Annotated in this window: 22 protein-coding genes and 1 pseudogene; 13 read left to right on the top strand and 10 right to left on the bottom strand. The window is 67.3% G+C overall.

The window, feature by feature from the left end:
- Positions 1-19 precede the first annotated feature (19 nt).
- Positions 20-595 carry a hypothetical protein gene (locus NQV17_RS27355; RefSeq protein ID WP_257774658.1) on the bottom strand — a complete coding sequence of 192 codons (576 nt, stop codon included), beginning with the start codon at positions 593-595 and terminating at the stop codon, positions 20-22.
- Here NQV17_RS27355 and NQV17_RS27360 point away from each other — a divergent pair.
- On the top strand, positions 594-1,121 hold the full coding sequence (locus NQV17_RS27360; protein WP_124521404.1) for a cytochrome b: 528 nt from the start codon (positions 594-596) through the stop codon (positions 1,119-1,121). The genes NQV17_RS27355 and NQV17_RS27360 overlap by 2 nt on opposite strands.
- 266 nt (positions 1,122-1,387) lie before the next feature.
- On the opposite strand, the gene NQV17_RS27365 is transcribed toward NQV17_RS27360, so the two are convergent.
- Entirely contained in the window at positions 1,388-1,666 is a 279-nt protein-coding gene (locus tag NQV17_RS27365) for a DUF4148 domain-containing protein (RefSeq protein ID WP_257774678.1), read from the bottom strand.
- Between the two features lie 71 nt (positions 1,667-1,737).
- Positions 1,738-2,082, bottom strand: coding sequence for a DUF4148 domain-containing protein (locus NQV17_RS27370; RefSeq protein ID WP_044844429.1), 345 nt, complete (start codon positions 2,080-2,082; stop codon positions 1,738-1,740).
- A gap of 203 nt (positions 2,083-2,285) precedes the next feature.
- Between NQV17_RS27370 and NQV17_RS27375 the strand changes: the two genes are divergently transcribed.
- Complete coding sequence (locus NQV17_RS27375) at positions 2,286-2,975, top strand: aspartyl/asparaginyl beta-hydroxylase domain-containing protein (protein WP_044844430.1); 690 nt, start codon at positions 2,286-2,288, stop codon at positions 2,973-2,975.
- A gap of 28 nt (positions 2,976-3,003) precedes the next feature.
- Here the strand turns inward: NQV17_RS27375 and NQV17_RS27380 are convergent, their stop codons facing one another.
- Entirely contained in the window at positions 3,004-3,945 is a 942-nt protein-coding gene (locus tag NQV17_RS27380; protein ID WP_257774659.1) for a LysR substrate-binding domain-containing protein, read from the bottom strand.
- Between the two features lie 78 nt (positions 3,946-4,023).
- Here NQV17_RS27380 and NQV17_RS27385 point away from each other — a divergent pair, with 78 nt between their 5' ends.
- From NQV17_RS27385 to NQV17_RS27395, 3 genes are all read left to right on the top strand, one after another.
- Positions 4,024-4,422, top strand: coding sequence for a nuclear transport factor 2 family protein (locus NQV17_RS27385; RefSeq protein WP_257774660.1), 399 nt, complete (start codon positions 4,024-4,026; stop codon positions 4,420-4,422).
- A gap of 145 nt (positions 4,423-4,567) precedes the next feature.
- A complete protein-coding gene (locus NQV17_RS27390; protein ID WP_257774661.1) occupies positions 4,568-4,837 on the top strand; it encodes a MoaD/ThiS family protein in 270 nt (89 codons plus the stop codon).
- A gap of 56 nt (positions 4,838-4,893) precedes the next feature.
- Entirely contained in the window at positions 4,894-6,042 is a 1,149-nt protein-coding gene (locus NQV17_RS27395) for an exo-alpha-sialidase (RefSeq protein WP_257774662.1), read from the top strand.
- A gap of 50 nt (positions 6,043-6,092) precedes the next feature.
- Here the strand turns inward: NQV17_RS27395 and NQV17_RS27400 are convergent, their stop codons facing one another.
- Positions 6,093-7,016, bottom strand: coding sequence for a LysR substrate-binding domain-containing protein (locus NQV17_RS27400; protein WP_257774663.1), 924 nt, complete (start codon positions 7,014-7,016; stop codon positions 6,093-6,095).
- Positions 7,017-7,205: 189 nt separating this feature from the next.
- Here NQV17_RS27400 and NQV17_RS27405 point away from each other — a divergent pair, with 189 nt between their 5' ends.
- A complete protein-coding gene (locus NQV17_RS27405; protein ID WP_257774664.1) occupies positions 7,206-7,631 on the top strand; it encodes a PACE efflux transporter in 426 nt (141 codons plus the stop codon).
- Positions 7,632-7,767: 136 nt separating this feature from the next.
- Here NQV17_RS27405 and NQV17_RS27410 read toward each other — a convergent pair whose 3' ends face one another.
- The 4 genes and pseudogenes from NQV17_RS27410 to NQV17_RS27425 form a co-directional block, all read right to left on the bottom strand.
- Positions 7,768-8,715, bottom strand: a complete 948-nt coding sequence (locus NQV17_RS27410) for a choline ABC transporter substrate-binding protein (RefSeq protein ID WP_257774665.1) — start codon at positions 8,713-8,715, stop codon at positions 7,768-7,770.
- Between the two features lie 110 nt (positions 8,716-8,825).
- Positions 8,826-9,827: a GlxA family transcriptional regulator gene (locus tag NQV17_RS27415; protein ID WP_044844438.1), complete on the bottom strand. Its 1,002-nt coding sequence runs from the start codon at positions 9,825-9,827 to the stop codon at positions 8,826-8,828.
- 117 nt (positions 9,828-9,944) lie between these two features.
- On the bottom strand, positions 9,945-10,841 hold the full coding sequence (gene choW, locus NQV17_RS27420) for a choline ABC transporter permease subunit (protein WP_257774666.1): 897 nt from the start codon (positions 10,839-10,841) through the stop codon (positions 9,945-9,947).
- Positions 10,834-12,245, bottom strand: a pseudogene (locus tag NQV17_RS27425) (glycine betaine/L-proline ABC transporter ATP-binding protein); the annotation flags it as partial. The pseudogene NQV17_RS27425 and the gene choW, both read right to left, overlap by 8 nt.
- A gap of 357 nt (positions 12,246-12,602) precedes the next feature.
- Here NQV17_RS27425 and NQV17_RS27430 point away from each other — a divergent pair.
- The gene (locus NQV17_RS27430; RefSeq protein ID WP_257774667.1) at positions 12,603-15,983 is read left to right on the top strand and encodes a DUF2339 domain-containing protein; all 3,381 of its coding nucleotides are present in this window, start codon (positions 12,603-12,605) and stop codon (positions 15,981-15,983) included.
- Entirely contained in the window at positions 15,980-17,332 is a 1,353-nt protein-coding gene (locus NQV17_RS27435; protein WP_257774668.1) for a DUF3999 domain-containing protein, read from the top strand. Before NQV17_RS27430 ends, NQV17_RS27435 begins: the two co-directional genes overlap by 4 nt.
- A 20-nt stretch (positions 17,333-17,352) precedes the next feature.
- On the opposite strand, the gene NQV17_RS27440 is transcribed toward NQV17_RS27435, so the two are convergent.
- Positions 17,353-18,180 (bottom strand): GNAT family N-acetyltransferase, encoded by an 828-nt coding sequence (locus tag NQV17_RS27440; RefSeq protein WP_257774669.1) that lies wholly within the window; start codon positions 18,178-18,180, stop codon positions 17,353-17,355.
- Between the two features lie 322 nt (positions 18,181-18,502).
- Between NQV17_RS27440 and NQV17_RS27445 the strand changes: the two genes are divergently transcribed.
- The 5 genes from NQV17_RS27445 to NQV17_RS27465 all read left to right on the top strand — a co-directional run.
- Positions 18,503-18,808 (top strand): NIPSNAP family protein, encoded by a 306-nt coding sequence (locus NQV17_RS27445; RefSeq protein ID WP_124485090.1) that lies wholly within the window; start codon positions 18,503-18,505, stop codon positions 18,806-18,808.
- Positions 18,809-19,110: 302 nt separating this feature from the next.
- Positions 19,111-19,761, top strand: coding sequence for an NADPH-dependent FMN reductase (locus tag NQV17_RS27450; protein ID WP_044844444.1), 651 nt, complete (start codon positions 19,111-19,113; stop codon positions 19,759-19,761).
- 223 nt (positions 19,762-19,984) lie between these two features.
- Positions 19,985-20,203: a hypothetical protein gene (locus tag NQV17_RS27455; RefSeq protein ID WP_006749916.1), complete on the top strand. Its 219-nt coding sequence runs from the start codon at positions 19,985-19,987 to the stop codon at positions 20,201-20,203.
- A gap of 92 nt (positions 20,204-20,295) precedes the next feature.
- Positions 20,296-21,198 (top strand): ferritin-like domain-containing protein, encoded by a 903-nt coding sequence (locus tag NQV17_RS27460; protein WP_257774670.1) that lies wholly within the window; start codon positions 20,296-20,298, stop codon positions 21,196-21,198.
- A 1,132-nt stretch (positions 21,199-22,330) separates the two neighbouring features.
- Positions 22,331-25,666, top strand: a 3,336-nt coding sequence (locus NQV17_RS27465; RefSeq protein ID WP_257774671.1) for an ESPR-type extended signal peptide-containing protein, incomplete at its 3' end; no start/stop codon positions are given.

Consider the following 25,666-nt stretch of genomic DNA (forward strand, 5'->3'; position numbering starts at 1 on the left):
GGCACGCGCGAACGCGCGCTCACCCGGACACGCCGCCGTATCGATTCCCGTCGAGCCGGATATCAAGGACGACCAACCGACGGTACGCGCAATCAGATGACACGACTACCGTGCGGCGAGCGATTCCGGTCATGCGCACATAGCCGCGAACGTCCGCGGCCCTGAACGCCGCGTGGGCCACCTTACGGGCCGACAGGATCGCGGTCGCGATGACGGTCCGGATGCGGAATGTCATCGCCGTGAAAGACGCTTCGGGTACGCTCGGCGCAAACAGTCCGACTGGCACGACACACTCCCTGGTGGCGCTCGCAACCGACGATCGGGCGCACAGGCAGCCCGGCAGCGGGTCCATGCTGTCGATCATCCAGCGCATCGCGCGATGATTCGGCGGCCGCGTGCGGTTCGGGCCCGGCATCGGCGGATACGGCCTCGGCGTCGCGATCGTGTTGCCATCGGCGAAGCCGCTCGGGTCGAGGGCGCGCATGCGCCACCGGGCGAATCCGACGCGCAGCCGCACGCTTAACGTTTTGTTAAGGATTCGGCCGTAGAATCCTCCGGAAGATACGGTCCCCACCCGCTTGCCAGGAGCTTTCATGTCTACCTCCGCCCGATACGATGCAGTCGCACGCCTTCTCCACTGGCTGATCGTGGCGCTCGTCGTCGCGCAGTATGCGATCGGCTGGACGATGCCCGACGTGCATCGCGATACGCAACCGGTCGGCCTGATCGCCGCGCACCTGATCGTCGGTACAGCACTGCTCGCCGCGATGGCTTGCCGCGTACTCTGGCGCGTGACGCATCGTCCGCCCGCCGACCAGCTGTCGCCCGCGATGCGCGCCGTGTCCGGCGCAACGCACTTCGGACTCTATGCGCTGCTGATCGCGGTGCCGTTGCTCGGCTGGATCAATGCGTCGTCGCGCGCGTGGGCCGTGACGCTGCTCGGCATCGTGCCGCTGCCCGCGCTGTCGGCGGCCGGATCGGGATTCGGGCATGCGATGGGCGACGTGCACGGCATCCTCGCGTGGGTGCTGTTCGGCGGCATCTGCCTTCACGTCGCGGCCGCGGTCGCGCATCGTTTCATCCTGCGCGACCAGGTCATGCAGCGGATGATGCCCTGGTAATCCCGCCGCCGGCATCCTTGCGCGCCATCGCGGACAGCAGTCCGGCGATCGCGGATCGCATCTCGCCCGCATCGCTGCTCATCCTGCGATCCACCTGCGCGCCCAACGGAATCGGGCAACGAGACGATCGCGGCGCCGCGCGAAGCGGCGCGCGATCGACGGCCTGGCCGTCCGTGCCGTTCGACCGGGCCGCGTGCCGCGAACGGCATGCGTATCGCCATACCGCGAACACGACGGCCTGAAGACACACACGTACATGTCGGCTCCTAGTTGCCGGCCTGCGCCGGCATGACGGAGGCCGGCGCAGGCGCGGCGGCCGAAGCCGCCATCCTCGCGCGATCCTGCTCGGCGAGCTTCGCCTGCGCGGCCTGAATGTCCGCCGGATATTCGCCGTCGTCCCCCTTCGACGGATCGTACCCGGCCGCTTCCAGACGAATCAGCTCCTCGCGAACCTGGGCACGCGTGAGCGGCGCATTCGATTGCGCGAATGCGGACTGACCGGAGATTGCGCCGATCATCATCAGTAGTGCGATATAAGTTTTCATCATCAATTCCTTCAATGTTGCGTGCCGATCAACCTTCGTGAATGTCGAACCCGCCGCGGCGGTCCGCTGCGTCAGCTTCCGAAATACGGCGTGCAAAAGCTCTCGGGGCCGACGCATGCGGCCGGGCGCGGACGGGTCGGTTGCGCCGCCGGCCTGCCCGCATCGGACGTCCCCGCCGGATCGCCGCCGACCGCGGTTTCGGCCTGATGCCGAGGCAGTTGCCCGGCCTGCTGCTGGAACAGCGGACTTACGTCCGGATACGACGTATCGGTCACGAAGCGCAGCCCGTTGGTTTCGGCGTCGATCAGTTGCTGCCTGACCTGCGCGCGCGTCAGCGCCTGTGCCGACGCAGGCGTCGCGACACTCGCGACGGACATCGCCGCCACCGTGGCGGCCACCAGCCAATGCGTATTCATGCTCCACTCCTTCGGAAGTCAACGAAACGAGGTGCTACACCCGTATGACGACGCGCGGCGTACGTTTATTCCCGGAATGTCGGACCGCTCGCACCGGCCCTTCATCGATCTGTCATTCTTTCGTCAGCCGGCGTAACCTGACGTAACGCAGGCCCCACCGCGCGTGGGGCAGACTGACGACACCTTGTGGATCGCCCTCGATCATGTCCGTCGCTTACGACTATGCAGCCGGCCTGCTTCGCACGCTGTACGACCGCCATCTCGACGGCGGCGCCGTGCTCGATACGGCCGCGTTTCCCGACGCCGAGCGATTCGTTCGTGCGTGGCCGGCCATTCGCGCGGAAGCGCTGGCCGTCGCGCGCGACCTGCCGCGCATCCCGCGCTTCCACGAGATCATGCGCGAGCAGCACGACATCTCGGCCAACGATGCGCGCGACTGGCGGATGTTCATCATGCAGGCTTACGGCCAACCGTTCCCGCGCAACCTGTCGCGCTGCCCGACCGTCGAATCGATCGTCGCGGCGTCGCCGGACGTGCTGTCCGCATCGCTGTCGTTCCTCGCGCCCGGCAAACACATCCCGCCGCATCGCGGCCCGTTCCGCGGCATCCTGCGCGGCTATCTGGTGCTGTCGATGCCGAAGCGCGCGGACGGCACGCCGGCCGCCGTGCTGAAGGTCGACGGCCGCGACTACCGGCTCGACGAAGGCTGCTTCCTGCTGTGGGACGATACCTTCGTGCACGAAGTGTGGAACGACAGCGACGAAGTGCGGATCGTGCTGCTGCTCGATATCCGCCGGCGCGGCATGCCGCGCTTGCTGATGTGGCTGTCGAATGCGGTGATCGGCGTCGTGCGGCTCGGGATCAGGGTGCGGGGGCGGTCGATTCCGGTCTAGCAACCCGCCCGGCGCACGCGCGTTGCGGTCAATCCTCGCGCGCAAGCCGCGTCAGCACCTCCGCGAGCGCTTGAATCGCGGGTTGAGCGGCGCGCTGTACCGGGTACACGAGGTAGTAGCCCAGACCGTTGCGCACCACCTCCGGAAACGGCGCGACCAGCGCGCCGGCTTCCAGCCGATCCGCCGCCATGCGCGGATCGCCGATCGCGACGCCGTGCCCGTCCGACGCGGCCGTCAATGTCAGCTCGAGCGTATCGAACACGAGCCCGGTGCCCGGGTCGACCTGCGTTGCGCCGACGGCGTCCAGCCAGCATCGCCATTCGTCGCGATTGCTGGCGGGATGCAGCAGTGTCGCCCGCGCGAGATCGGCGATCGACTTCAACGCCGCGCCCGCCTCGCGCGTACACATCGGCGTGAGGCATTCGTCGAACAGCGGCACGGCCACCATGCCCGCCCAGCTTCCGCTGCCGCGCACGACGATCGCATCGAAACCGGCGTCGGTGAAATCCGGCGTGTCGTCCGCCGACGTGTGAATGCGCAACTCCGTGCGCGGCAACGCATGATTGAGCGCCGACAGCCGCGGCAGCAGCCAGCGAATCGCGAACGTGGAGGGCAAGCGCAATGTGAGGGTCGACGCGGCATGCGCGTGGGCGCGCGCGTGTTGCGCCAGTTGCGAGAGTACGTCGACGGCCACCGTCAGCAATGCGCCGCCTTCCGTGGTCAACGTCAATCCCGACGCATGACGGACGAACAACGCACACCGGTAATGCGCTTCCAGTTGCTGCACCTGACGGCTCACCGCGCCCTGGGTCCGGCACAGATGCTCGGCCGCGCGGTTGAAGCTGCCGAGTTCGGCGGCGGCGACGAACGCCTGGAATGCCGTCAGCGGCGGCAGCGCACGGGTGAGATCCGCGAGCGGATATGCGCGGGCGGCATACCCGGGTTGCGGATTATTCGTTTGTTCGCTCATCGCTGCATCGCTATCGTGGTTGAACCGGTTCGCGACGGCTGTCGTGGCTGGCTCGTCAACAATCAGCGGAGAAATACCATGGTCTCGTCGTCCGACGCACTATACACGCGGCAGGTCGATACCTACCTGAAAGCGCTCGAGAGCGGCGACGTCGCCGCGATCTGCGCATTGTTCACGCCGGATGCGCAGATATTTTCGCCGTTCCTCGGCTGGATGTCGCCACAGCCCTTCTTCGAAAAAGTCGCGGCGGCCTCCGGACAAAGCAGGATCACGCCGATCGACATCTGCGTCAGCGCCACGGGCGCACGTCGGGCCACCGGCTATTTCGTCTACGACTGGGGACTGAAGGACGGCACCGCGGTGCGGTTCGAGTGCGTCGACGTATTCGAATTCGACGACGACGCGCGCATCGAGCGCATGATCATCGTCTACGACACCCATCCGATCCGCAGTACGGTCGGCGACAAGTACGCATAGCGCATCGACGGGGATCGGGCACCCCGGCCGTTGCGCGGCGCAGCAACGTCGCCGCGGCGCCGGCCGTACGGCAAGGTCGCTGCCGGCCCGATCGATCGCCTACACTACAGACCGTCCCCCCGCACGGCTCCTGCCAGCCACCGCCATGGCACGCCTCTTCTTCGCGGCGTCGATCCAGCGCCATATCGACACGCCCGAGCGCGACATCGACGCACGGACGCTCGGCGAAGCGCTCGAAACCGTCTTCGGCGAACAGCCGCGGCTGCGCGGCTATATCGTCGACGACCAGGGCGCGCTGCGAAAGCACCTGTCGGTGTTCATCGACGGCCAGCCGGTACGCGACCGGCAACATCTGTCCGATCCGCTCGGCAACGGCAGCCGCGTGTACGTCGTGCAGGCACTGTCCGGCGGATAAAGGGACGCATCGCCATCCAAACGAGCGCGCGGCCGCGCCCACAGGAGACATCCGACATGAACGATCGACTGCTCGTCGCGACCCGCAAGGGCCTGTTCGTGCTGCACGCCGACGGCAACGGCGGCTGGGCGCTCGGCGAGCCGCACTTCGTCGGCGAGCCGGTCAGCATGGCGCTGGCCGACCCGCGCGACGGCACGCTGTATGCGGCGCTCAATCTCGGCCATTTCGGGGTCAAGCTGCACCGCAGGCGTGCCGGTGCCGCCGCATGGGAAGAATGTGCGGTCCCCGTCTATCCGCCGCAGCCCGCCGATGAACCGCGCGCCGACGTCAGCGCCCATGCCGGCACCGGCGACGCGCACGACGAAGCGCCCACCCCGCCCCGCCCGCCGTGGACGCTTCAGCAGATCTGGTCGCTCGAAACCGGCGGCGCGGACGAACCGGGCGTATTGTGGGCCGGCACGATCCCGGGCGGCCTCTTCCGCTCCGACGACGGCGGCGATTCGTGGGCGCTCAACCGCCCGCTGTGGGATCGCCCGGAGCGCCCCGAGTGGTTCGGCGGCGGCTACGATGCGCCGGGCATCCATTCGGTGATGGTCGATCCGCGCGACAGCCGGCACGTGACGATCGGCATCTCGTGCGGCGGCGTCTGGCAGACCTTCGACGGCGGCGCGACCTGGCGCGTGAGCGCCGACGGCATGGAGGCCGACTACATGCCGCCCGAGCGGCGCGGCGAACCCAACGTGCAGGACCCGCATCGCGTCGTCCAGTGCGCGGCCAACCCCGATGTGCTGTGGACCCAGCATCACTGCGCGATCTTCCGCTCGACCGACGGTGCCGCGCACTGGCAGCGGATCGAAGCGCAGCCGTCGAGCTTCGGCTTCGCGGTCGCCGTGCATCCGGCCGATCCCGACACTGCGTGGTTCGTCCCCGCCGTGAAGGATGCGTGCCGGATTCCGGTGAACGGCCGCTTCGTCGTCACGCGCACGCGCGACGGCGGCCGCAGCTTCGAGAGCCTGTCGAACGGGTTGCCGCCTGCGCCGGCCTACGATCTCGTGTATCGGCACGGGCTCGCGGTGGACGACTCCGGCACGCGTCTCGCGATGGCGTCGACGACTGGCGGGTTATGGACCTCCACGGACGGCGGCGAAAACTGGCGGCAGGTCTCCGTGCATTTGCCACCGGTGTATTGCGTGCGCTTCGGATAACGAACGACGCGCACGCAGCGCGTACCGACGGCAAGCGCCCGCCCGTTGCTTTACGTCGGCGGCGCGATCCGCGCGACCGCGTCGCGCGTCTGCACGATTTCCGCTTCAAGCCAGTCGAGAAACCGCCGGACCCGCGGCTCGCGCTCTCGCCCGGGCCGGCACAGTGCGACGAAACGCGCGCCGGCGAGCCGCACCGATGCATCGATCGGCGTCAGCGCGTCGCGTTCGACGTGCTCGGCGGCCAGCACAGAACTGAGCAGCCCGACACCCTGGCCATGCAGCACGGCCTGCAGCGCGTAATGCTCGTCGTCGTAATGGCGGAACACCGCGCGCTCGAGCCACGCTTCGCGGCCGGCCGCACGGCACCACGACGCCCAGTCGACCGACACGGGAAGCGGCGTATCCCAGGTGGTCTCGATCAGCTCGATACGCTCGTTCGCGCGCCCGACGTCGAGGCCGCGCGCCGCATATGCGCCGAAATACTCGTCGATCAGCGCGATCTCGTGCAGCGCGGGAAACGTGCGCGACGTCGCGCGGATCGCGAGATCGACCCGCGCGTCGCGTTCGAGATCGACGAGCGCGTTGCCGGTTTCCACCTTGATGTGCAACTGCGGATCGACGCGCCGGAACCGGCCGAGCCGCGGAATCAGCCACATCGCGGCGAACGCGGGCGTGGTGGTCAGCACCAGCGTGCGCGCATCGGCCGTCGCGGGCCGCAGCGCATCGAGCCCGCGGCTCATGCCGAGCAGCGCGTCGTGACACGCGCGAAACAGTTGCTCGCCCTCGTCCGTCAACCGCACGCCGCTCGCGCCGCGCTCGAACAGCAGTACGCCGAGCCGGCTTTCGAGCGACTTGATCTGATGCGACACGGCCGCCGGCGTCACGGACAGTTCGTCGGCGGCCGCCTTGAACGTGCCGAGCCGCGCGCACGACTCGAATACACGTAATGCGGTCAGGGGAATTTTCGAGAACACGAGGCCTCGCGGGCCGGATCCGGCCGGGTTGAATTCGATTCAATCCGCGTGAGATTAGGTGAATTGAGGCGCGCGCGCAACGCGGGTAGCCTTCCGGGACGTCGCGGCACGGCGGCCGCGGCACGCAGCAGCGGCCAACCCACCGCCCAACCATCGACGAACCAACGACCGTCGAACCGGAGAACCAACGTGCAAGGCCTACCGCGCAGGATCACGCAGGCAGTGCTCTACGAAGCGATCGCCATTTCCTGCATCTCGCCCGCGATCGCGGCGCTCTTCAAGCAGGGCCTCGTCTACTCGGGCGCGCTGTCGGCGACGATGTCGGCGATCGCAATGCTGTGGAACATGATCTTCAACGCGCTGTTCGAGCGCTGGGAAGCATCGCGCCGACAGCCGACGCGTACGCTCGGGCGGCGGATCCTGCACGCGACCGGATTCGAGGGCGGGCTGATCTTCATCCTCGTGCCGGTCGTGTCGTGGTGGCTCGACATCTCGTGGTTCGACGCGTTCGTCGTCGACATCGGGCTGTTCGCGTTCTTCTTCGGCTATGCGTTCGTGTTCCAGTGGGCGTTCGATCGCGTGTTCGACGTGCCGGCGGCAACGAAGGGGTCGTGACGGGTGTTCGCGGCCCGGCGCCGCGTCGATCGACGCGAAGCCCGAAAGCAACGCGGCCCGCCCGCACGATACGGGAGGGCCGCGTTTCATCACGCCGGCGCGCCGCCTTCGGCGAGCGCGCCGGTCACGTCGACGCTCATTGCACGCCGAGATACGCCTTCACTGCCGGCAGGCCCGGCTTGCCGTCAAGCGTCGTCACGCCGGCCAGCCACTTGTCGAGCGCCTGCGGGTTCGCCTTCAGCCACGCGGCGGCGGCCTTGTTCGGGTCTTCCTTGTTCATGATCGGCAGCATCACGTGGTTCTCGATCGACGTCGTGAACTGCAGGTTCGACACGAACTTCGCGACGTTCGGGCAACGCTGCGCGTAGTCCGGCGGCGTGGCCGTCAGCACCTTCGCCTCGCCGTAGTTCGGGCCGAACACGTCGTCGCCGCCGCTCAGGTAGTCGATCTTCATCTGCACGTTCATCGGATGCGGTTCCCAGCCGAGGAACACGATCCACTGCTTGTCGCGGATCGCGCGGTTCACCTCGACCAGCATCCCGGCCTCGCTCGACTCGACCATCTTGAACTTGCCGAGGCCGAACTGGTTGCCGTCGATCATCTTCTTGATCAGCAGGTTGCCGTCGTTGCCCGGTTCGATCCCGTAGATCTTGCCGTTGAGCTTGTCGGCGTACTTCTGGATATCGGCGAACGACTTCAGGCCGCCCTGGTACACGTAGTCGGGCACCGCGAGCGTATATTTCGCGCCGGTCAGGTTGGGCGTGGCGAGCACCTTGATCGTGCCGGCCTTCGTGAACGGCTGGATGATCGGGTCCATCGTCGGCGACCAGTAGCCGAGGAACACGTCGATCTGCTTGCTCTTGATGCCCGCGAACGTGATCGGCACCGACGCGATCGTCTTGGTCGGCGCGTAGCCGAGCCCCTGCAGCATCGTCGCTGCAAGACCGGTGGTGGCAGCGATGTCGGTCCAGCCGACGTCCGCGAAGCGCACGTTCTTGCACACGGGCGCGTCAGCCGCATAAACCGCCGACATCGGCGCGGCCATCCCGATCCCGCATACCGCTGCGATCAATTGGCGCTTCATCTGTCTTCTCCTCAAAGTGACGTCGTTTTTCATGGGGGCGGGATCGATGGTTGAAGCCGCGCGCCGCGATCCCGGCGGCGTCGCGGACCGAATGGTTCGCGCGGGTGGCGTCAGCGCCCCGGCAACCGTCGCTCGTAGCTCGGCGCGTGACCGAACTGCGCGCGATACGCCTTGCTGAAGTGACACGGCGAATGGAATCCGCACGTCGTCGTCACGCGCGCGATCGACGCGTCGGTCGTGCGCAGCAGGTCACGCGCGCGTTTCAGCCGCAGCGTCAGGTAATAGTGAGTAGGCGACACGTTCAGGTACACCTTGAACATCCGCTGCAGGTGACGCTGCGACAGCCGCACGAGCCGCGCGAGTTCCTCGAGCGACAGCGGCTCCTCGATGTTCGCTTCCATCAGCCGCACGACCTCGATCAGTTCCGCGCGCGAGAAGCCGACTCGCGCATCGACGGGAATCGGCTGCGTATCGGTCGAGCTGCGGATACGTTCGAGGATGAACTGCTCGGACACCTGCGCGGCGAGCTGCTGGCCGAAACGCATGCCGACGAGATTCAGCATCAGGTCGAGCGGCGCGGTGCCGCCGGTGCAGGTGAGCCGGTCGCGATCGACGACGAACAGCTCGTCGGCGAACCCCACCTGCGGAAACTCCGCATGCAGCGCGGACAGGTTCTCCCAGTGCACGGTGCAGCGATAGCCGTCGAGCAGGCCGCCCGACATCAGCGCATACGCGCCGGTGCAGATGCCGCCGAGCGGCAACCCGCGTTCGGCGAGCGCCGCGAGCGTGTCGCGCGCGCCGTCGTCGACCACCTCGCGGATGTGAATCCCGCCGCATACGATCATCACGTCGGGCAGGTTCGTGTAGTCGAGCGCCTGGGTCGGCCGCACCGCGATGCCGTTGCTGGCCCGCACGGGGGCGCCGTCGAGCGAATAGATCGACCACTGGTAGTGATCGGCACGCCCGACGTAGTTCGCCATCCGAAGCACTTCGACCGCGCTCGAGAACGCGATCATCGAGAAGTGCGGCAGCGTCAGGAAACCGAAATGGGCAAGGGACGAAACCGGTGAAACGCGAGCGGCGGGCACGGCGGCAGCGGCGGCGGACGTCACATCGAGCTCCTGGCGAACGGTTGAGCAGGTTGCACGCAGCCAGCCCCGTGGCAAACGCCACGGAAGCCGGTATCGAATCGGAAGAGGCGGCCGGAAGTCGAACCGGCCGCCGGTTGCTTACGCTTGCGCGGGCGCGGCCTTCGCGCGGAACAGCTGCTTCAGGCCCGAGAACAGCGGTGCTTTCGCGGTGCCCGGCGCGCGGCCGAAGCTCTCGGTGATGCGGTCGAGAATGATCGCGAGCAGCACGACCGACAGACCGCTTTCGAAGCCGAGGCCGATGTCGAGGCGCTGGATACTTGCGAGCACGTCGTTGCCGAGGCCGCCCGCGCCGACCATCGACGCGATGATCACCATCGACAGCGCCATCATGATCGTCTGGTTCACGCCCTGCATGATCGACGGCAGCGCGTTCGGGAACTGCACCTTGTACAGCAGCTGCCACGGCGTGCAGCCGAATGCCTGGCCGGCTTCGACGATCTCGCGGTTCACGTGACGGATGCCGAGGCTCGTCAGGCGCACAGCCGGCGGCATCGCGAAGATCACCGTCGACAGGATCCCCGGCACGCGGCCGAGACCGAACAGCATCGCGGCCGGAATCAGGTAGACGAACGCGGGCATCGTCTGCATCAGGTCGAGGATCGGACGCACGATCGCGGCGACCCACTTGCTCTTCGCGGCCCAGATGCCGAGCGGAATGCCGAGCACGAGGCTGATGATCGTCGACGACAGCGTGAGGCCGAGCGTGATGACCGTCTGGTCCCAGAAGCCCGTCGCGAAGATCAGCAGCAGCGACGCGGTGGTGAACAGCGCGAAGCGCCAGCCCACGCGCCACAAGCCGACGCCGATGAAGATCGCCATCATCAGCCACATCGGGATCGCCTGCAGGCTGTGCTCGACGAAGGCGGCGAGACCCTCGATCGCACGGCCGATCGTATCGAACGTCGCCGCGTCATGATCGAGCAGGTAGTGAACGGACTGGTCGACCCAGGTACCGAGCGGAATCATTTCAGACATGGGAGCCTCGCGAACGCGTGATGGCCTTCAGGATAAGAGCACGGTCGACCGAGCCGCAGTAGCAGCCGTCGTCGTCGACGACGGGCAGTGCATTCGGGCTCGCGACGACGCGCGCGACGACATGTTCGAGCGACGCATCGCGCCGGATGCTTTCGATCGGCCGCACCGACGGCGTGTCCTGACCGATCGCCTCGCGCGTGACGAAGCCGCGGATCTTGCGTGCGGCGTCGAGCACGAACGCATATTCGGCACTGCCGTTCAGTGTCGCTGCGACGTTCGCGGCGTCGCACTTCGACATGGTCGGCACGGCGCCCGTCTGCATCAGGTCGCCCGCCGTCAGATAGCGGCTCGTGTCGATGCCGTCGAAGAACGCGCGCACGTAGTCGTCGGCCGGGTTCGCGATAATGTCCTGCGGCGTGCCGACCTGCACGAGCCGGCCGCCTTCCATGATCGCGATGCGGTTGCCGATGCGCAGCGCCTCTTCCAGATCGTGCGACACGAACATGATCGTGCGGCGCTGCTCCTTCTGCAGTTGCAGCAGCACGTCCTGCATTTCGCGGCGCTTGAGCGGATCGAGCGCGGAGAACGCCTCGTCCATGATCATCAGCGACGGGTTCACGGCCAGCGCGCGGGCCAGGCCGACGCGCTGCTGCATGCCGCCCGACAGCTCGGACGGCAGCTTGTGCGCGAACGGTGCGAGGCCGACCTGCTCGAGCACTTCCATTGCACGGCGTTCGCGTTCCTTCTTGCCGACGCCCGCGACCTCGAGGCCGAACGCGGCATTCGACACCACGGTGCGATGCGGCATCAGCGCGAACGACTGGAACACCATGCTCATGTCCTTGCGGCGCAGCGCGGTCAGCGCCGAGCGGCGTGCCGACGCGACGTCGAGCCCGTCGATCAGCACCTTGCCGGCGCTCGGATCGACCAGCCGGTTCACGAGGCGGATCAGCGTGGATTTGCCGGAGCCGGACAGGCCCATCAGCACGAATATTTCGCCTTCCTGCACGTCGAACGATACGTTGTGCACACCGACGACCTGACCGGTACGCTTGAGCACATCGTCTTTCGTTGCGCCGGCGGCGAGCATGTCGAGCGCCTGCTGCGGGTTGCTTCCAAATACCTTGCACAGACCTTCGACTACGACCTTGGGGGCATCCATCGAAACCTTCTCCTCGTGTAGCGGGGACTCACGCGTGTGACTCAACGTGCCTACATAGTTGCCAGAAAAAACCCCGACCTGCCGACGAATTACGACAAACGCTTGCGCAAATACGACACACCCCGCAGGCCCGCCCCGCGGGGCGCGGCGCTCGGCGGCCCCCGATTGCGGCGACGCAATACGCGCACAGCCAGCACCGGCGGGCATCGCGGGTGTGACTTGTGCGCAGCAGCGCGACGCGCGAGCGGCGGCGTTTTGCGACAACCCGCAAAAACCGCGCGTCGCTTTACGACAATTCCACGTCCGATCGGGCCGTCTCGCCCGCCCGGCGCCGGGAAAAAGAATGGTCGTACGAAAACCGGCGCCGCGCACGCGCGATAGCCATGCTTCGCGGCCCACCCGCAACCCAGAAAATCCCCCATGGCCATTGTGATACATTCCGGCAAACACGCCGATCGCGACGTCGCCGCGCGCCTTGCGCGTGACGCTGCGCCGGCAGTCCGCGCATGCCGGTTCGCCTGCCGGCCATACGGAAACAGCCTCGATCGGGCCACGCGACGATCGAAGGACGATAACGAAATGAGAGAGGGAGCAAGGCGATGAATTGGGCTTTTGCCGCAATCGGTTTCATCGTGGGCGGTATCGCCGCATTGTTCGGGGATTTCTCCGCCGCCAACGGCACGCTGCTCGGTGCGGCGGCCGGGTTCTGCATCGGCCACGCACTGCAGCAACGCACGCGCAAGCACGGCGGTACGACCCCCGACGCGTTCGCGATTTCCGCGACGCCGCAACCCGCTCCCGTGCCGCTCGCCGATCGCGTCGCGCGCCTCGAAGCGACGGTCGACGCGCTCACGCGCGAGCTCGACGTGCTGCGCGGCCAGCTCGCCGGCGCGAAGGCCGGTGCCGCGACGAGCGGCAGCGCCGCGCAGGTGCCGTCGACGCCTCCCTCCGCCATCACGCCCGCGCCCGCCGCGATCCCGCCTCGACCATCCGTGCAGCCTGCCGTCGCGAGCGCCGGCGTGCCGTCGTCGACGTCCGCGCCCGCTCCCGCGCCGGCAGTCGCCATGCGGACGAGCGCCGCACCGGCCGCCGCCGGCGCACCGACGCGTGCACCCGCAACGACCACGCCGCCGGCCCCACCCGCCCCGCCCGAACCCCGCGAACCCGGTATCGCCGAACGCGCGCTCCGCGCTGCGCGCGACTGGCTGCTCGGCGGCAACACGGTCGTGCGCGTCGGCATCATCGTGCTGTTCTTCGGCGTCGCGTTCCTGCTCAAGTACGCGGCCGACAACGACATGCTGCCGATCGAATTCCGCCTGGCCGGCACGGCGCTCGCCGCGGCCGCGCTGCTCGCGATCGGCTGGCGCGTGCGTGCGCGCCGCGCGGCGTACGGCCTCGTGCTGCAGGGCGGCGGCATCGGCATCCTGTACCTGACGATCTTCGCCGCGACCAAGCTCTACACGCTGCTGCCGGTCGGCGCGGCGTTCCCGCTGATGGTCGCGGTGTGCGCGCTGAGCGCGTTCCTCGCGGTGAAGCAGAACGCGCTGCCGCTCGCGTTCATGGGCAGCGCGGGCGGCTTTCTCGCGCCGGTGCTGCTGTCGACCGGCCACGGTAGCCATGTCGCGCTGTTCAGCTACTACGCACTGCTGAACGCAGGCATCTTCGCGATCGCGTGGTTCAAGGCCTGGCGTCCGCTGAACCTGCTCGGCTTCGTGTTCACGTTCACGATCGGCTCGGCGTGGGGCGTGACGGCCTACCGCCCCGCGCTGTTCGCGACCACCGAGCCGTTCCTGATCCTGTTCTTCCTGATGTATGTCGGCATCGCGCTGCTGTACGCGGTGAAACGCGAGCTGGCGCTGCGCCACTATGTCGACGGCACGCTCGTGTTCGGCACGCCGATCGTCGCGACCGCGCTGCAGGCGTCGCTCGTGAAGGACCTGCCGTTCGGGCTCGCATGGAGCGCCGTCGCGCTGTCGGCGTTCTACGTCGCAATCGCCGCCTGGCTCGCGCGGCGCCGCGATCGTCTCGCGCTGCTGTTCGAAGCGATGCTCGCGCTCGCGGTGATCTTCGCGACGCTCGCGGTGCCGCTCGCGTTCTCGGGCCCGACGACCAGTGCCGCGTGGGCGATCGAAGGCGCGGCGATCGTGTGGGTCGGCGTGCGCGAGAAGCGCCTTGCGCCGTTCGGCTTCGGCCTGCTGATGCAGATCGCCGCGGCCGGCGCATTCTTCACGAGCCTGCTCGGCCCGGCCGACACGAACACGCTGCCGGTGCTCAACAGCGCATACATCGCGATGCTGCTGATCGCGCTCGCCGGGCTGTTCACGGGCTGGTGGCTGCACGGACGCGACGAAGCGCGCATGTGGCACGCGTGGATGCCGGACGTCGGCGCGGCCGCCGCGGCGTGGGGGCTGCTGTGGTGGCTGAGCGGCGGACTGCACGAGATCCTCGTCTACGCGGGCCGTCACGTCGACCTGCATGCGGACCGGTTCGTCGTCGACGCGACCGCGCTGTTCGCCGCCGGCACCGCGTGGCTCGCGCACGTCGCGCGCCGCAAGCTCGCGTGGCCGATCGCCGAATGGCCGGCGCTCGCGCTGACGCCGGTGCTCGCGCTGCTCGCGTTGCGCGCGTTCGATTCGCACGAGGCGCCGCTGTCGGGCATGGGCGCGTTCGCGTGGCCGATCGCCGTCGTCGCATGCTATGCGCTGCTGCTGCGGCAGTCGCGCGGCACGGCGGCCGCCGGTCCGGTGGCGGGCACGTCGGCCGTGGCGGCCATCCCCGTTCCCGTGATCGCGCCGCTGCACACGCTGATGTTCTGGACGTTGTGCGGGCTGTTCTCGCTCGAGGGCTTCTGGCGCCTGCGCGCGTTTGTCCCCGAAGGGGCGTGGAGCTGGAGCGCGTGGGCCTACGGTTTCGGCGCGCTGCTTCTGCTGGTGTCGGGCCCCGGCTCGCGCCTGCGCTGGCCGGTCGCCGCGTTCCCGCGCGCGTATCAGGTATGGGGTGCCGCGCCGCTCGCCGCGCTGCTGTGGCTGTGGAGCATCGCCAGCGTGACGAGCGACGGCGATGCGTCGCCGCTGTTCTGGCTGCCGCTGCTCAATCCGCTCGACGTCGCGCAACTGCTGATCTTCGTCGCGTTCGCCACCTGGCTGCGCCGCCTGAAGACGCTCGGAGTCGCCTGGCATCCGCTGGCGGCCGACCTTGCCGCGCTCGCGACCGTGTTCCTGTGGTTCAACGCGCTGCTGCTGCGCACGCTGCATCAGCGTTTCCACCTGGCCTACGACATCGACACCGTGCTGTCCTCGTTCGGCATCCAGCAGGTGTTCATGGTCGGCTGGAGCCTGTTCGCGTTCGCCGGCATGTGGCTGACGCGCCGCAACGGCATAGCGCGCGTGTGCGCGCTCGCGTCGCTGCCGCTGATCGTCGTGATGTGGGCCTGGACCTTCTACGCGAACTTCACGCAGGACGGCGGCAGCTGGGCGCGCATTCCTCTGCTCAATCCGCTCGACCTCGTGCTGGTGGTGGTCTATGCGCTCGCCGCGTCGTGGTTCGTGCGTGCGCGCACGCTCGGCTGGCCGTTCGGCAACTATCGCGTCGAACTGCTCGGCGCGGCCGGCGCAACGGCCTTCCTGTGGCTGAACGCGATCCTGCTGCGCACGCTGCATCACTGGACCGGCGTGCCGTACGCATTCGACGCGATGGCGGAATCGACGCTCGTGCAGGCGTCGGTCTCCGTGTACTGGACGCTCTGCGCGCTCGCGACGATGATCTGGGCCACGCGCCGCGGCTTGCGTCCGCTGTGGTTCGTCGGCGCCGCACTCCTCGCGCTCACGGTGATCAAGCTGTTCCTGTTCGACCTGTCGCACGTCACCGGCATCGAACGCATCGTGTCGTTCATCGGCATCGGCATCCTGCTGCTGTTGATCGGCTATTTCTCGCCGCTGCCGCCGAAGGCCGCGGCCCAACCGGGCGACACCCAACCATGAAACGACTCGCAGCCCTGCTCGGCCTGAGCCTGCTGACGTCGTTCGCGACGGCCGACGGCGCCCCCGGCGCGGAACGCGTCGCGCGGCGCTTCTCGCTCGATCTCGACGGCAGCGCCGCGTATTACCAGCTCACCGTGCCGCAGGCCGTGTATGCGGCCAGCCGGCGCGACGATCTCGGCGACGTGCGTGTGTTCAACGGCGCCGGCGAGCCCGTGCCGTATTCGCTCGATGCGCCTGCGGCGGCCGCCGTGCCGCCGGCGCGCACGCCGGTGCACTGGTTCCCGCTGCCGCCCGCGCGCGCCGACGACGGTCAGGCGCCGCTCGGCGTGTCGGTCGCCCCGGACGGCTCGCTACGCGCGGCCGTCACCGCGCCGGCTCGCGCGAAGCACGCGGCCGATCTCGTCGACCTGTCGCATGCGGATGGCGAGGTCGACGCGCTGCTCGTGCATGTAAGCGACGACAGCTACCAGGGCCGTGTCGCCGTCGAAGCGAGCGACGACCTGCGCAGCTGGCGCTCGCTCGGCAGCACGCAACTGCTGAAGGTCGGCCGCGGCGGCGACCTGCTGGTGCAGGAACGCATCGCGCTCGAGGGCGCGGGACCGCGCTACCTGCGGCTCGACTGGCTCGACGGCGCGCCCGCGATCGGATCGATCGAGATCGAAACGCAACCGCACGATGCGCGCACTGCGGACTCCGCTGCCGTGCCGCGTCAATGGCGCGAAGCGGTACATGTGCGGGCCGGCGGCGCGCCCGGCGAGTATCTGTTCGATACCGACGGCGCCTATCCGGTCGACCGCGTGCGCATCGACCTGCCGCAACCGAATACGGTTGCGCGCGCAACGTTGCAGAGTCGCCCCGACGCGCAGGCGCCGTGGCGCGAGGTCGCCGGCGCCGTGCTGTTCCGGCTGCAGGGCAAGGGCGGCGAACAGCGCAACCCGCCGCTGGCGTTTGCGTCGAATCCCGATCGCGTATGGCGAATCGTCGTCGACATGCGCAACGGCGGACTCGGCGGCGGCCAGCCGGCCGTCGCGGTCGGCTGGCATCCGGCCGCCCTGACCTTCGTCGCGCGCGGCATGCCGCCGTTCACGCTCGGTGTCGGCAATGCGTCGCTGCCGTCGTCGGCCGTGAGCCGCGATGCGCTGCTGGTCGGAATGGCGCCGGAGGTGCGGCCCGCGCGCGTCGGTGCGGCGCTGTCGGCCTCGGCGGTCCCGCCCGGGCCCGCAGCCGATACGGATGCGGCCCGCCGTTACGTGCTGTGGGGTGCGCTGGTCGTCGCGGTCGGCGTGCTCGGCACGATCGCATGGCGCCTCGCACGCGGCGGTGGCGACACGCCTGCTCGCGACGAGTAGGACCACGCCGGCACGCCGAATCAGGCCGGTGCCGCGCGCACCGTTCGCGCCGTTCCCACCGTTCCCACCGTTCGCGCCGCGACGCGGCCGCGCGGACGCGGACGCCACGGCGACGAGCGGCAGCTGGCCGCGCCGGCCGCCCCCATCGCCGGCGAGCGCGTACCGCGACGCGCACGCCAGTCGGCCCGGATCGCCGCGATCGCGCGAAACGCCCATGATTGCGCCATCACGACAGGCCGCACGCCCCGCCGTGATGCCGGCGACATGCGACGCGCGACGCATGCAGCGGGACGCCTGCACAGGATCGCGCTGTCATAGCGCTTGCCGGCGAAGCGCACGATATCGACGACGTCGAAGCCCTGGGCCCGGTAGAACGCCAGCAGATGCGACGCGGGATGCGGCGTATCGAGCGCGAGCAGCGAATAACCGCGCAACGCGGCCCACTGCCCGGCAAATGCGAGCAGCGTCGCACCGATCCCGCCGCCTTGCCAGCCGGGATCGACGGCCACCTGCCGCACGCTCGCGACGCCGTCGCGACGGTACAGCGAACACGGCGACGCCGGATCGGTGGCGTAGAGCGTCATCGTGCCGACGACGCGAGAGCCGGACACCGCGACGTGACATTCACCCGCTTCCGCGCGGCGACGCGTGACCTCCTCGGCCTGGTCGACACACGTACAGTTGAGCCCCATCGCGCCGAGTCGCGCGAACGCACGATGCAGCAGCGCTGTGAGCTGCGTGTAGCTGTCGACTGCCGGATCGAAGCGCCGCACGATGACCCGGTCGGCGCGCATGGCAGGCGGCGCGGCGGGTGAACGTTCGGCGATCGTGTTCCGGGATATCGACATGGCAGCGCTCCGTGGTCAGGATGACCGAAGTCTAGGAGCGCGCCGCGAGGCGTCGCAAGAAAAAATGTCGTAAAAAAGACGAGAATTCGAAGCGAGGCGATGGCGCGACGGTGTGCATTTTCATGCGTTCGGCGCCTTCGGACACGTGGTCGAACACACCGATCGTTGTGCCTGCAAGCAATGCGTGAGACGCACTTCGTCGCCGACCCCATGCCGCGCGATTCCGGACTCGCGATGCCCCGCGCGAGCGCCCCGCATCGTCGTTGACACACCCGGCGACGCGCTCCAGACTCGCTGATCCTCCACCGCACCGCGAGCGCCCATGGTCACCTGCTTCCTTCGCTACGTCATCGATCCGTACAAACTCGAGCAGTTCGAAACCTACGGCAAGATGTGGATTCCGCTCGTCGAGCAATTCGGCGGTACGCACCACGGCTACTTCCTGCCTTCCGAAGGGGCAAGCAACATCGCGCTCGCGATGTTCTCGTTCCCGAGTCTCGCCGAATACGAGCGCTACCGCGAACGCTCGAAGGCCGATCCCGCGTGCCAGGCCGCGTTCCGGTATGCAGAAGAAACGCGCTGCATCGTCAGCTACGAGCGCAGCTTCTTCCGGCCGGTGTTCGAGTAACGCAGCGCATCGCGCCCCCTTTCCGGCGCCGGACGAAAAAAAAGCCCCGCCTGCATCCGCGCGGCGGGGCCAACCCATGTCAGTAGAGACATTTATGGAGGAGACGGGCCCATCTTATCGAGTGCGGCTCGCCGTCCCAACCAAGCATTTCTGCTATCCATCTGCGTCGCCGCGCGCACCCGCGCCCCGCGTGCCTGGCATATCGATAGAACGAAAAGTCGTTTTCAGAGTGGCGGCGGGGTCGTTACCATCTGGTTTTAAGCCTGTGCTTAGCCGGGCAAGCCATCCCCAAGGAGCGCCCTTTGACTGCATTCGATCAACACCGCCGCCCGTTCGTGGTCGGCATCGGCGGCACCACCCGGGCCGCGTCGTCGACCGAGCGCGCGCTGTCGTTCGCGCTGCGCGGCGCGCAAGCCGCCGGCGCACGCACGCGCCTGTTCGACGGCCCGTTCCTGCACACGCTGCCGCACTACGCCCCCGAACACAAGACGCTGACCGACGCGCAGCGGGAACTGATCGACACCGTGCGCGAAGCCGACGCGATCATCATCGCGACGCCCGGCTATCACGGCGGCGTGTCCGGCCTCGTGAAGAACGCGCTCGACACGCTCGAGGAACTGCGCGCCGACGAGCGCCCGTACCTCGACGGCCGCGCGGTCGGCCTGATCGTCACGGCCTACGGCTGGCAAGCCGCCGGCACCGTGCTGACGTCGCTGCGCTCGATCGTCCACGCGCTGCGCGGCTGGCCGACCCCGTTCGGCGCCACCGTAAACACGCTCGAAACGCGCTTCGAAAGCGCCGACAGCTGCTCGGATCCGAAGGTCGTCGCACAGCTCGAGACCGTCGGCTCGCAGGCAGCCGAATTCGCGCTCGCGTTCGCATCGCATCGCGCGGCCACGCATGCCGCGTCGGTCGACGCGCTCGCGCCCGTGCTGAAGATCGCCAACCAGTAATCCCCGCTCCCCGCAGCCCGCGCCCGGCCGACGACGTTCGCCGTGCGCGGGCTGCGTGCGTCCGGCCGTCCGGCGCGCATCGCAGCGCTGCCGCCTGCTTCATGCCGGCTCCCCACCCCGATAACGATCCGGCCCGCCACGTGATTTGCATTGGCCGAAAGATTGGTTCACGCGGGCCGCGGGTTTTCGTACGCTGAAAGCCCGAACCTTCCATGCGCACGCCATGAACCGCACGATCCGTTACAAGGGCTATGAAGTCGCCCCCGCCGCCGCCCGGCTGCCGAACGGGCTGTTCGCCGCGAACCTGACGATCGAGAAGGCAAGCGGCGGCCCGTCGCCGCGCGCCGTGTCGTTCGATGCGATCGATTTCTTCTTCGAAGAGGAACACGCGCTCGCGTACGCGTCCCGCTGGGGACGCCTCTGGGTCGATACACAGGCCTGAGCGCAGCACCCGGCAGCGCAGGGCCGCTCGAGAATGCGCGATTACGGAAGCTATGCAAGAATCTTTCGTCTCGTAATCGCATAACAACAGCCATGTCCGACACGCTGCAGGAAGACCATGCAGCGGCGGATCATGCCATGCGCAACTGGACCTTCGAACGTCAAGGTCCGGTCAGGATCGGTTCCGATGCGCACAGGCAAATGTTCTGCCGCATGCTGCTCGATACGCACAATCCGTACAAGCCGGCCGTCATCGACTGGCCGCCGCTCAAGCCCGACGAACTCAAGCGGCTCACGTCGCTGCCGATCTGGGACATCGCCGTGCAGACCGAAGGCCGCGCGTCGATCCGCGTCGCCACCTTCGCCGCAACCGTCGGCGATCCGCTGCTGCGCCAGGCGCTCGAGATGGACGGCGCCGAGGAGGCTCGGCACAAGGTCGTGCTGTCGAAGCTGGTCCAGGCATACGGCATCGAACTCGCCCCCGAACCGGCCTATCCTGCTCCGAAGGACCCCGAGTGGTCGTGGATGGTGACCGGCTTCAGCGAATGCATCGACAGCTTCTTCGCGTTCGGCCTGTTCCGCTCCGCGCAGCGCTCCGGCTATTTCCCGCCCGAACTCGTCGACACCTTCGAGCCCGTGATCCAGGAGGAAGGCCGGCACATCCTGTTCTTCGTGAATTGGTATGCGTGGTACTGGCGGAGTTTGCCGTGGTGGCGCCGGCCGTGGTTCTTCGCACGGGTGGCGGCCGTGTGGGCATTCCTGATCCGGGAACGCATCGGCATCGCACGCGGGATCGATGCGGACGGCGTCGCGCACGACGCGAACTTTCCGGCGACGAGCACCGCCGACATCGGCGATGCGCTGAACCCGCGCGAACTGATCGAACTGTGCGTCAGCGAGAACGATCGGCGCATGGCCGGGTACGACAAACGGCTGCTGCGCCCGATGTTCGTGCCGCGCATGGCGCGCCTCGCGCTGCGATTCATGCGGAAATAAGGCTGCGGCGGCGGATTGCCGGCGGTGCAGGCCGGCCGCCGGCGCATTGTCCGGGACGATGTACTGCGCCGCCCGGACCGGGTGGCAGAACGGAGTCGCATTGCCGCGGCTGCCATCCTCACCGTGGTTCACCCTTCCGGACGAAAGCGAACAGCACCCCGGCTCGCATCCGGCGATTTGGGCGCGGCATCACGCCAGCCAACGGACACCCATCAGCCTGACGGTGCTCATCCGACGCGCTTGCGAGTCGTCTTTCTCTCCCGCGGGATGTCCCCCTTGCCAGCACGGTCGAGTCACCGTGAAGCAGATCCGGGTTTCCTGCTCGCGGCTCACCGTTGCCCCATCGTTCGCATCTTCGGCCGTCATCGTGGACGCCCCGCCGTCATCGCAACGACTCCGGTTGCATGACTACCCGGCGCGGGGCGATCTGGCACCTCGTCTCCTCCTTCCCGAACCCATCATATGAAATACGTCAATTGGACAGATTCGGGACTGGAATCCCAATAGCTGAGCCAATGCGCCTGTAGCATTTTTTTACAACTTTGTGAAACCGGCCCCGGGGAAGGCCCGCCCGACGGGCGCGCGCGGCCGATGAGATGCGCAAACCAGCATAATCGGAAACTCCGCGGCTCGTGTTTTTTTGATTTGCCAGGAAATTAATAAATACAATTAAAAATCCACATCAAATCCCATATTAATAAATTAACGAGAGCATCCAATGCATAAGAACTAGCGCTCCGTCGAATATTACAACTCAGAAAAGCAAACGTTTGCCGCAAACGTTTGTCGTTTCATTTGTCTTACTTTTTCGGTTAGTCAATGTGCGATGCCGCACACAAAACTCCGCAACATCGTTGATTTATATGGATTTTTTCATCCGACATCGCATCCGCACGCGACCTTCACTTCACCTTCCAGTCATTTTCAACTTTCTTACAAATCAACACCAAAAAACACGATCCATTAACCATCTTTTAACTTCTAAAACCTTAGATTTATCACTGTTTGTCAATCTAAAAATATCGCCTCAAATAAACTCCGCCCATCAATTTTAAGATTCGCGCGAGCGCACGGCAGATTCCTCTAACGAAAGAGACCGGTGTGTGACGTGCATATTTGGAGGTAGTAGGACATGAACCGCACATACCGCTCGATCTGGAACGAAGCCCTTGGCGCCTGGGTCGCGGCATCCGAACACGATTCGGCACGGGGCAAGCCGAACAAGTCCGCCATCGTGGTCGCGGCCGCCGCCGCGCTCGCTCTTGGCCTCCCCGCGCTCGCGGAGGCCAACACGCTCAACACACAGCAAACCTGTTTTACGGCAAGCAATGGCCCGGTCGGCCGCGTGAACCCGGGCGGCACGGCAAACCAGGCGGGAGACGGTTCGGGCACTTATTCGGTCGTCGCCGGCTGTAATTCCAACGGCAACCTCTTTACCGGCGTCACGGTATACGGCTCGTTTGCGCAAGCGAACGGCAACGGTGCCGTCGCAACCGGCATGCTCTCCTCGGCAGCCCTGTGGGGTGTGGCGACCGGTCTCGAAACGACCGCCAGCGGCACCGGCGCCACCGCACTCGGCTTCGGCTCGACCGCGAACGCGCTGAACTCGGTCGCGATCGGCGGCGCGGGCGGTAACGGCACGACGCCGCTGTCCCAGGCAAACTCGACCATCGCATCGGGTGCGGGTGCAATCGCAATCGGCAGTAACGCAACCAAGGGCGCGCAAGCAGCCGCTTCGGACTCGATCGCGATCGGCGGTCAGTCGTCCGTCACGTCAGGCGCGACGTCGGCGATCGCGATCGGCGTCGCATCGACCGCCAGTGGCAACAATGCGGTCGTGATGGGTTCGTCGGCAACCGGTGCCGGCGGCAACTCGATTGCGTTCGGTACGTCGAAAGCCCTCGGAAGTGGCGATATCGCCATTGGCCAGAATGCCTTTGCGCAAGGCACGACGGGTACGGCGTCCGCAACCTCGGCAACCGCGGTCGGCTATCTGGCCACCGCTAACGGGCAGGACGCGTCGGCATACGGCAACACGGCAAACGCAAGCGGAAACTTCACCACCGCGCTCGGCAATTTCGCGTCCGCGAGCGGTGCGAACGCCATTGCCGCCGGCAATTCGGCAACGGCCAGCGGTACGGCCGCCTCGGCTTATGGCAATTTTTCTACCGCGTCGGGCGTGAGCGCGGTGGCCATCGGCAGCGGTGGCGTGTCCGGCTCGTATTCCGGCGCCAAGGCGACGGGTGCAGGATCCATCGCAATCGGCGGCAATACGACGGCAGCCGCGTCGTCGGCCGCATCGGATGGCATCGCGATCGGTGGCCAGTCGTCCGTCGCGACGACCGCGACTTCCGGCATTGCAATGGGTCGCGGCGCGACGGTCAACGGCGCCTTCGGCATCGCCCAAGGCGATGGCGTCGTGTCCGGCGCGATCGGCCAGAACGTTGCGATCGGCTCGAGCGGTACGACGGCCAACAGCAGCACGGCGATCGGCGGGGCCGTGGCAATCGGTCGTGGCCAAACGGCGACGGGCAACGGCGCGGTCGCGATCGGCGACCCGAACTCGGCGATCGGTACGGGCGCCGTTGCGCTCGGTGCAAACGACGCGTCCAACGGCCAGGGCGCCGTCGCGATCGGCAATGCCAATTCCGCGACCGGTCAAGGCTCGGTCGCATTGGGCAACAGCAGCGCGGCCACCGCGGCCGGCGGCGTCGCGATCGGCGATACCGCGGTCTCCAGCGCCACCAACGCGCAGGCCTTCGGGTCCGGTGCCAATGCAAACGTGGCTGGCTCGGTCGCGCTCGGCTCCAATGCCGTCACGATCGGCGCCGCGAACACGGCGACCGGCGGCACGGGTTCCGTCACCAGCACGACGATCGGCGGCCAGACGTTCGGCACCTACGCCGGCGCGAGTTCCTCCGCGGGTGTCGTCAGCGTCGGTGCGGCCGGGGCAGAGCGGCGCATCCAGAACGTCGCCGCCGGCCTGGTCAGCACGACCAGCACGGACGCGATCAACGGTAGCCAGCTTTATGCGGTCGCCAACACGACGACGTCGAGCATTGCCAGCCTGTCTACGTCGACTTCGACGGGTATCAGTTCGCTGTCGACTGGACTCAGTTCGACCAATAGCTCGGTGGCTTCGCTGTCGACTTCGACGTCGACCGGTATCGGCTCGCTTTCGACTGGACTCAGTTCGGCAAACAGCTCGGTGGCTTCGCTGTCGACCTCCACGTCGACCGGTATCGGCTCGCTTTCGACCGGACTCAGTTCGACCAATAGCTCGGTCGCTTCGCTTTCGACTTCCACGTCGACCGGCCTGTCGTCGGCTAACAGCTCGATCGGCTCGCTGTCCACCTCGACCTCGACCGGCATCAACTCGCTGTCCACCGGCCTCAGCTCGACCAACAGCTCGGTCGCTTCGCTTTCGACTTCCACGTCGACCGGCCTGTCGTCGGCTAATAGCTCGATCGGCTCGCTGTCCACTTCGACCTCGACCGGTATCAGCTCGCTGTCCACCGGCCTGAGCTCGACCAACAGCTCGGTGGCGTCCCTGTCGACCTCCACGTCGACCGGCCTCTCGTCGGCAAACAGCTCGATCGGCTCGCTGTCCACTTCGACTTCGACCGGTATCAACTCGCTGTCCACCGGCCTGAGCTCGACCAACAGCTCGGTCGCTTCGCTGTCGTCGTCCACGTCGACCGGCCTCTCGTCGGCTAACAGCTCGATCAGCTCGCTGTCCACCTCGACCTCGACCGGTATCAGCTCGCTGTCCACCGGCCTGAGCTCGACCAACAGCTCGGTGGCGTCCCTGTCGACCTCCACGTCGACTGGCCTCTCGTCGGCAAACAGCTCGATCGGCTCGCTGTCCACTTCGACTTCGACCGGTATCAGCTCGCTGTCCACCGGCCTCAGTTCGGCCAACAGCTCGGTTGCTTCGCTGTCGACTTCCACGTCGACCGGTCTCTCGTCGGCAAACAGCTCGATCGGCTCTCTGTCTACCTCGACCTCGACCGGCATCAACTCGCTGTCCACGGGCCTCAGCTCGACCAATAGCTCGGTGGCTTCGCTGTCGTCGTCCACGTCGACCGGCCTCTCGTCAGCAAACAGCTCGATCAGTTCGCTGTCGACCGGCCTCAGTTCGACCAACAGCTCGGTGGCTTCGCTGTCGTCGTCCACGTCGACAGGCCTCTCGTCGGCTAACAGCTCGATCGGCTCGCTGTCCACTTCGACCTCGACGGGCATCAACTCGCTGTCCACCGGCCTCAGCTCCACCAACAGCTCGGTCGCTTCGCTGTCGACTGGCCTCAGTTCGACCAACAGCTCGGTTGCGTCGCTGTCGTCGTCCACGTCGACCGGTCTCTCGTCGGCAAACAGCTCGATCAGTTCGCTGTCGACCGGCCTGAGTTCGACCAACAGCTCGGTCGCTTCGCTGTCGTCGTCCACGTCGACGGGCCTCTCGTCGGCTACC

The organism is Burkholderia sp. SCN-KJ, from assembly GCF_024656005.1.
Classification (GTDB): domain Bacteria; phylum Pseudomonadota; class Gammaproteobacteria; order Burkholderiales; family Burkholderiaceae; genus Burkholderia.

Bases quoted from the DNA above. Each gene is read 5' to 3' on its own strand.
- NQV17_RS27430 (WP_257774667.1), top strand. From the start codon at position 12,603: ATGAATTGGGCTTTTGCCGCAATCGGTTTCATCGTGGGCGGTATCGCC.
- NQV17_RS27355 (WP_257774658.1), bottom strand. From the start codon at position 595: ATGAAAGCTCCTGGCAAGCGGGTGGGGACCGTATCTTCCGGAGGATTC.
- NQV17_RS27460 (WP_257774670.1), top strand. From the start codon at position 20,296: ATGTCCGACACGCTGCAGGAAGACCATGCAGCGGCGGATCATGCCATG.
- NQV17_RS27375 (WP_044844430.1), top strand. From the start codon at position 2,286: ATGTCCGTCGCTTACGACTATGCAGCCGGCCTGCTTCGCACGCTGTAC.
- NQV17_RS27390 (WP_257774661.1), top strand. From the start codon at position 4,568: ATGGCACGCCTCTTCTTCGCGGCGTCGATCCAGCGCCATATCGACACG.
- NQV17_RS27435 (WP_257774668.1), top strand. From the start codon at position 15,980: ATGAAACGACTCGCAGCCCTGCTCGGCCTGAGCCTGCTGACGTCGTTC.
- NQV17_RS27440 (WP_257774669.1), bottom strand. From the start codon at position 18,180: ATGTCGATATCCCGGAACACGATCGCCGAACGTTCACCCGCCGCGCCG.
- NQV17_RS27395 (WP_257774662.1), top strand. From the start codon at position 4,894: ATGAACGATCGACTGCTCGTCGCGACCCGCAAGGGCCTGTTCGTGCTG.
- NQV17_RS27455 (WP_006749916.1), top strand. From the start codon at position 19,985: ATGAACCGCACGATCCGTTACAAGGGCTATGAAGTCGCCCCCGCCGCC.
- NQV17_RS27445 (WP_124485090.1), top strand. From the start codon at position 18,503: ATGGTCACCTGCTTCCTTCGCTACGTCATCGATCCGTACAAACTCGAG.
- NQV17_RS27410 (WP_257774665.1), bottom strand. From the start codon at position 8,715: ATGAAGCGCCAATTGATCGCAGCGGTATGCGGGATCGGGATGGCCGCG.
- NQV17_RS27385 (WP_257774660.1), top strand. From the start codon at position 4,024: ATGGTCTCGTCGTCCGACGCACTATACACGCGGCAGGTCGATACCTAC.
- NQV17_RS27370 (WP_044844429.1), bottom strand. From the start codon at position 2,082: ATGAATACGCATTGGCTGGTGGCCGCCACGGTGGCGGCGATGTCCGTC.
- NQV17_RS27380 (WP_257774659.1), bottom strand. From the start codon at position 3,945: ATGAGCGAACAAACGAATAATCCGCAACCCGGGTATGCCGCCCGCGCA.
- NQV17_RS27360 (WP_124521404.1), top strand. From the start codon at position 594: ATGTCTACCTCCGCCCGATACGATGCAGTCGCACGCCTTCTCCACTGG.
- choW (WP_257774666.1), bottom strand. From the start codon at position 10,841: ATGTCTGAAATGATTCCGCTCGGTACCTGGGTCGACCAGTCCGTTCAC.
- NQV17_RS27365 (WP_257774678.1), bottom strand. From the start codon at position 1,666: ATGAAAACTTATATCGCACTACTGATGATGATCGGCGCAATCTCCGGT.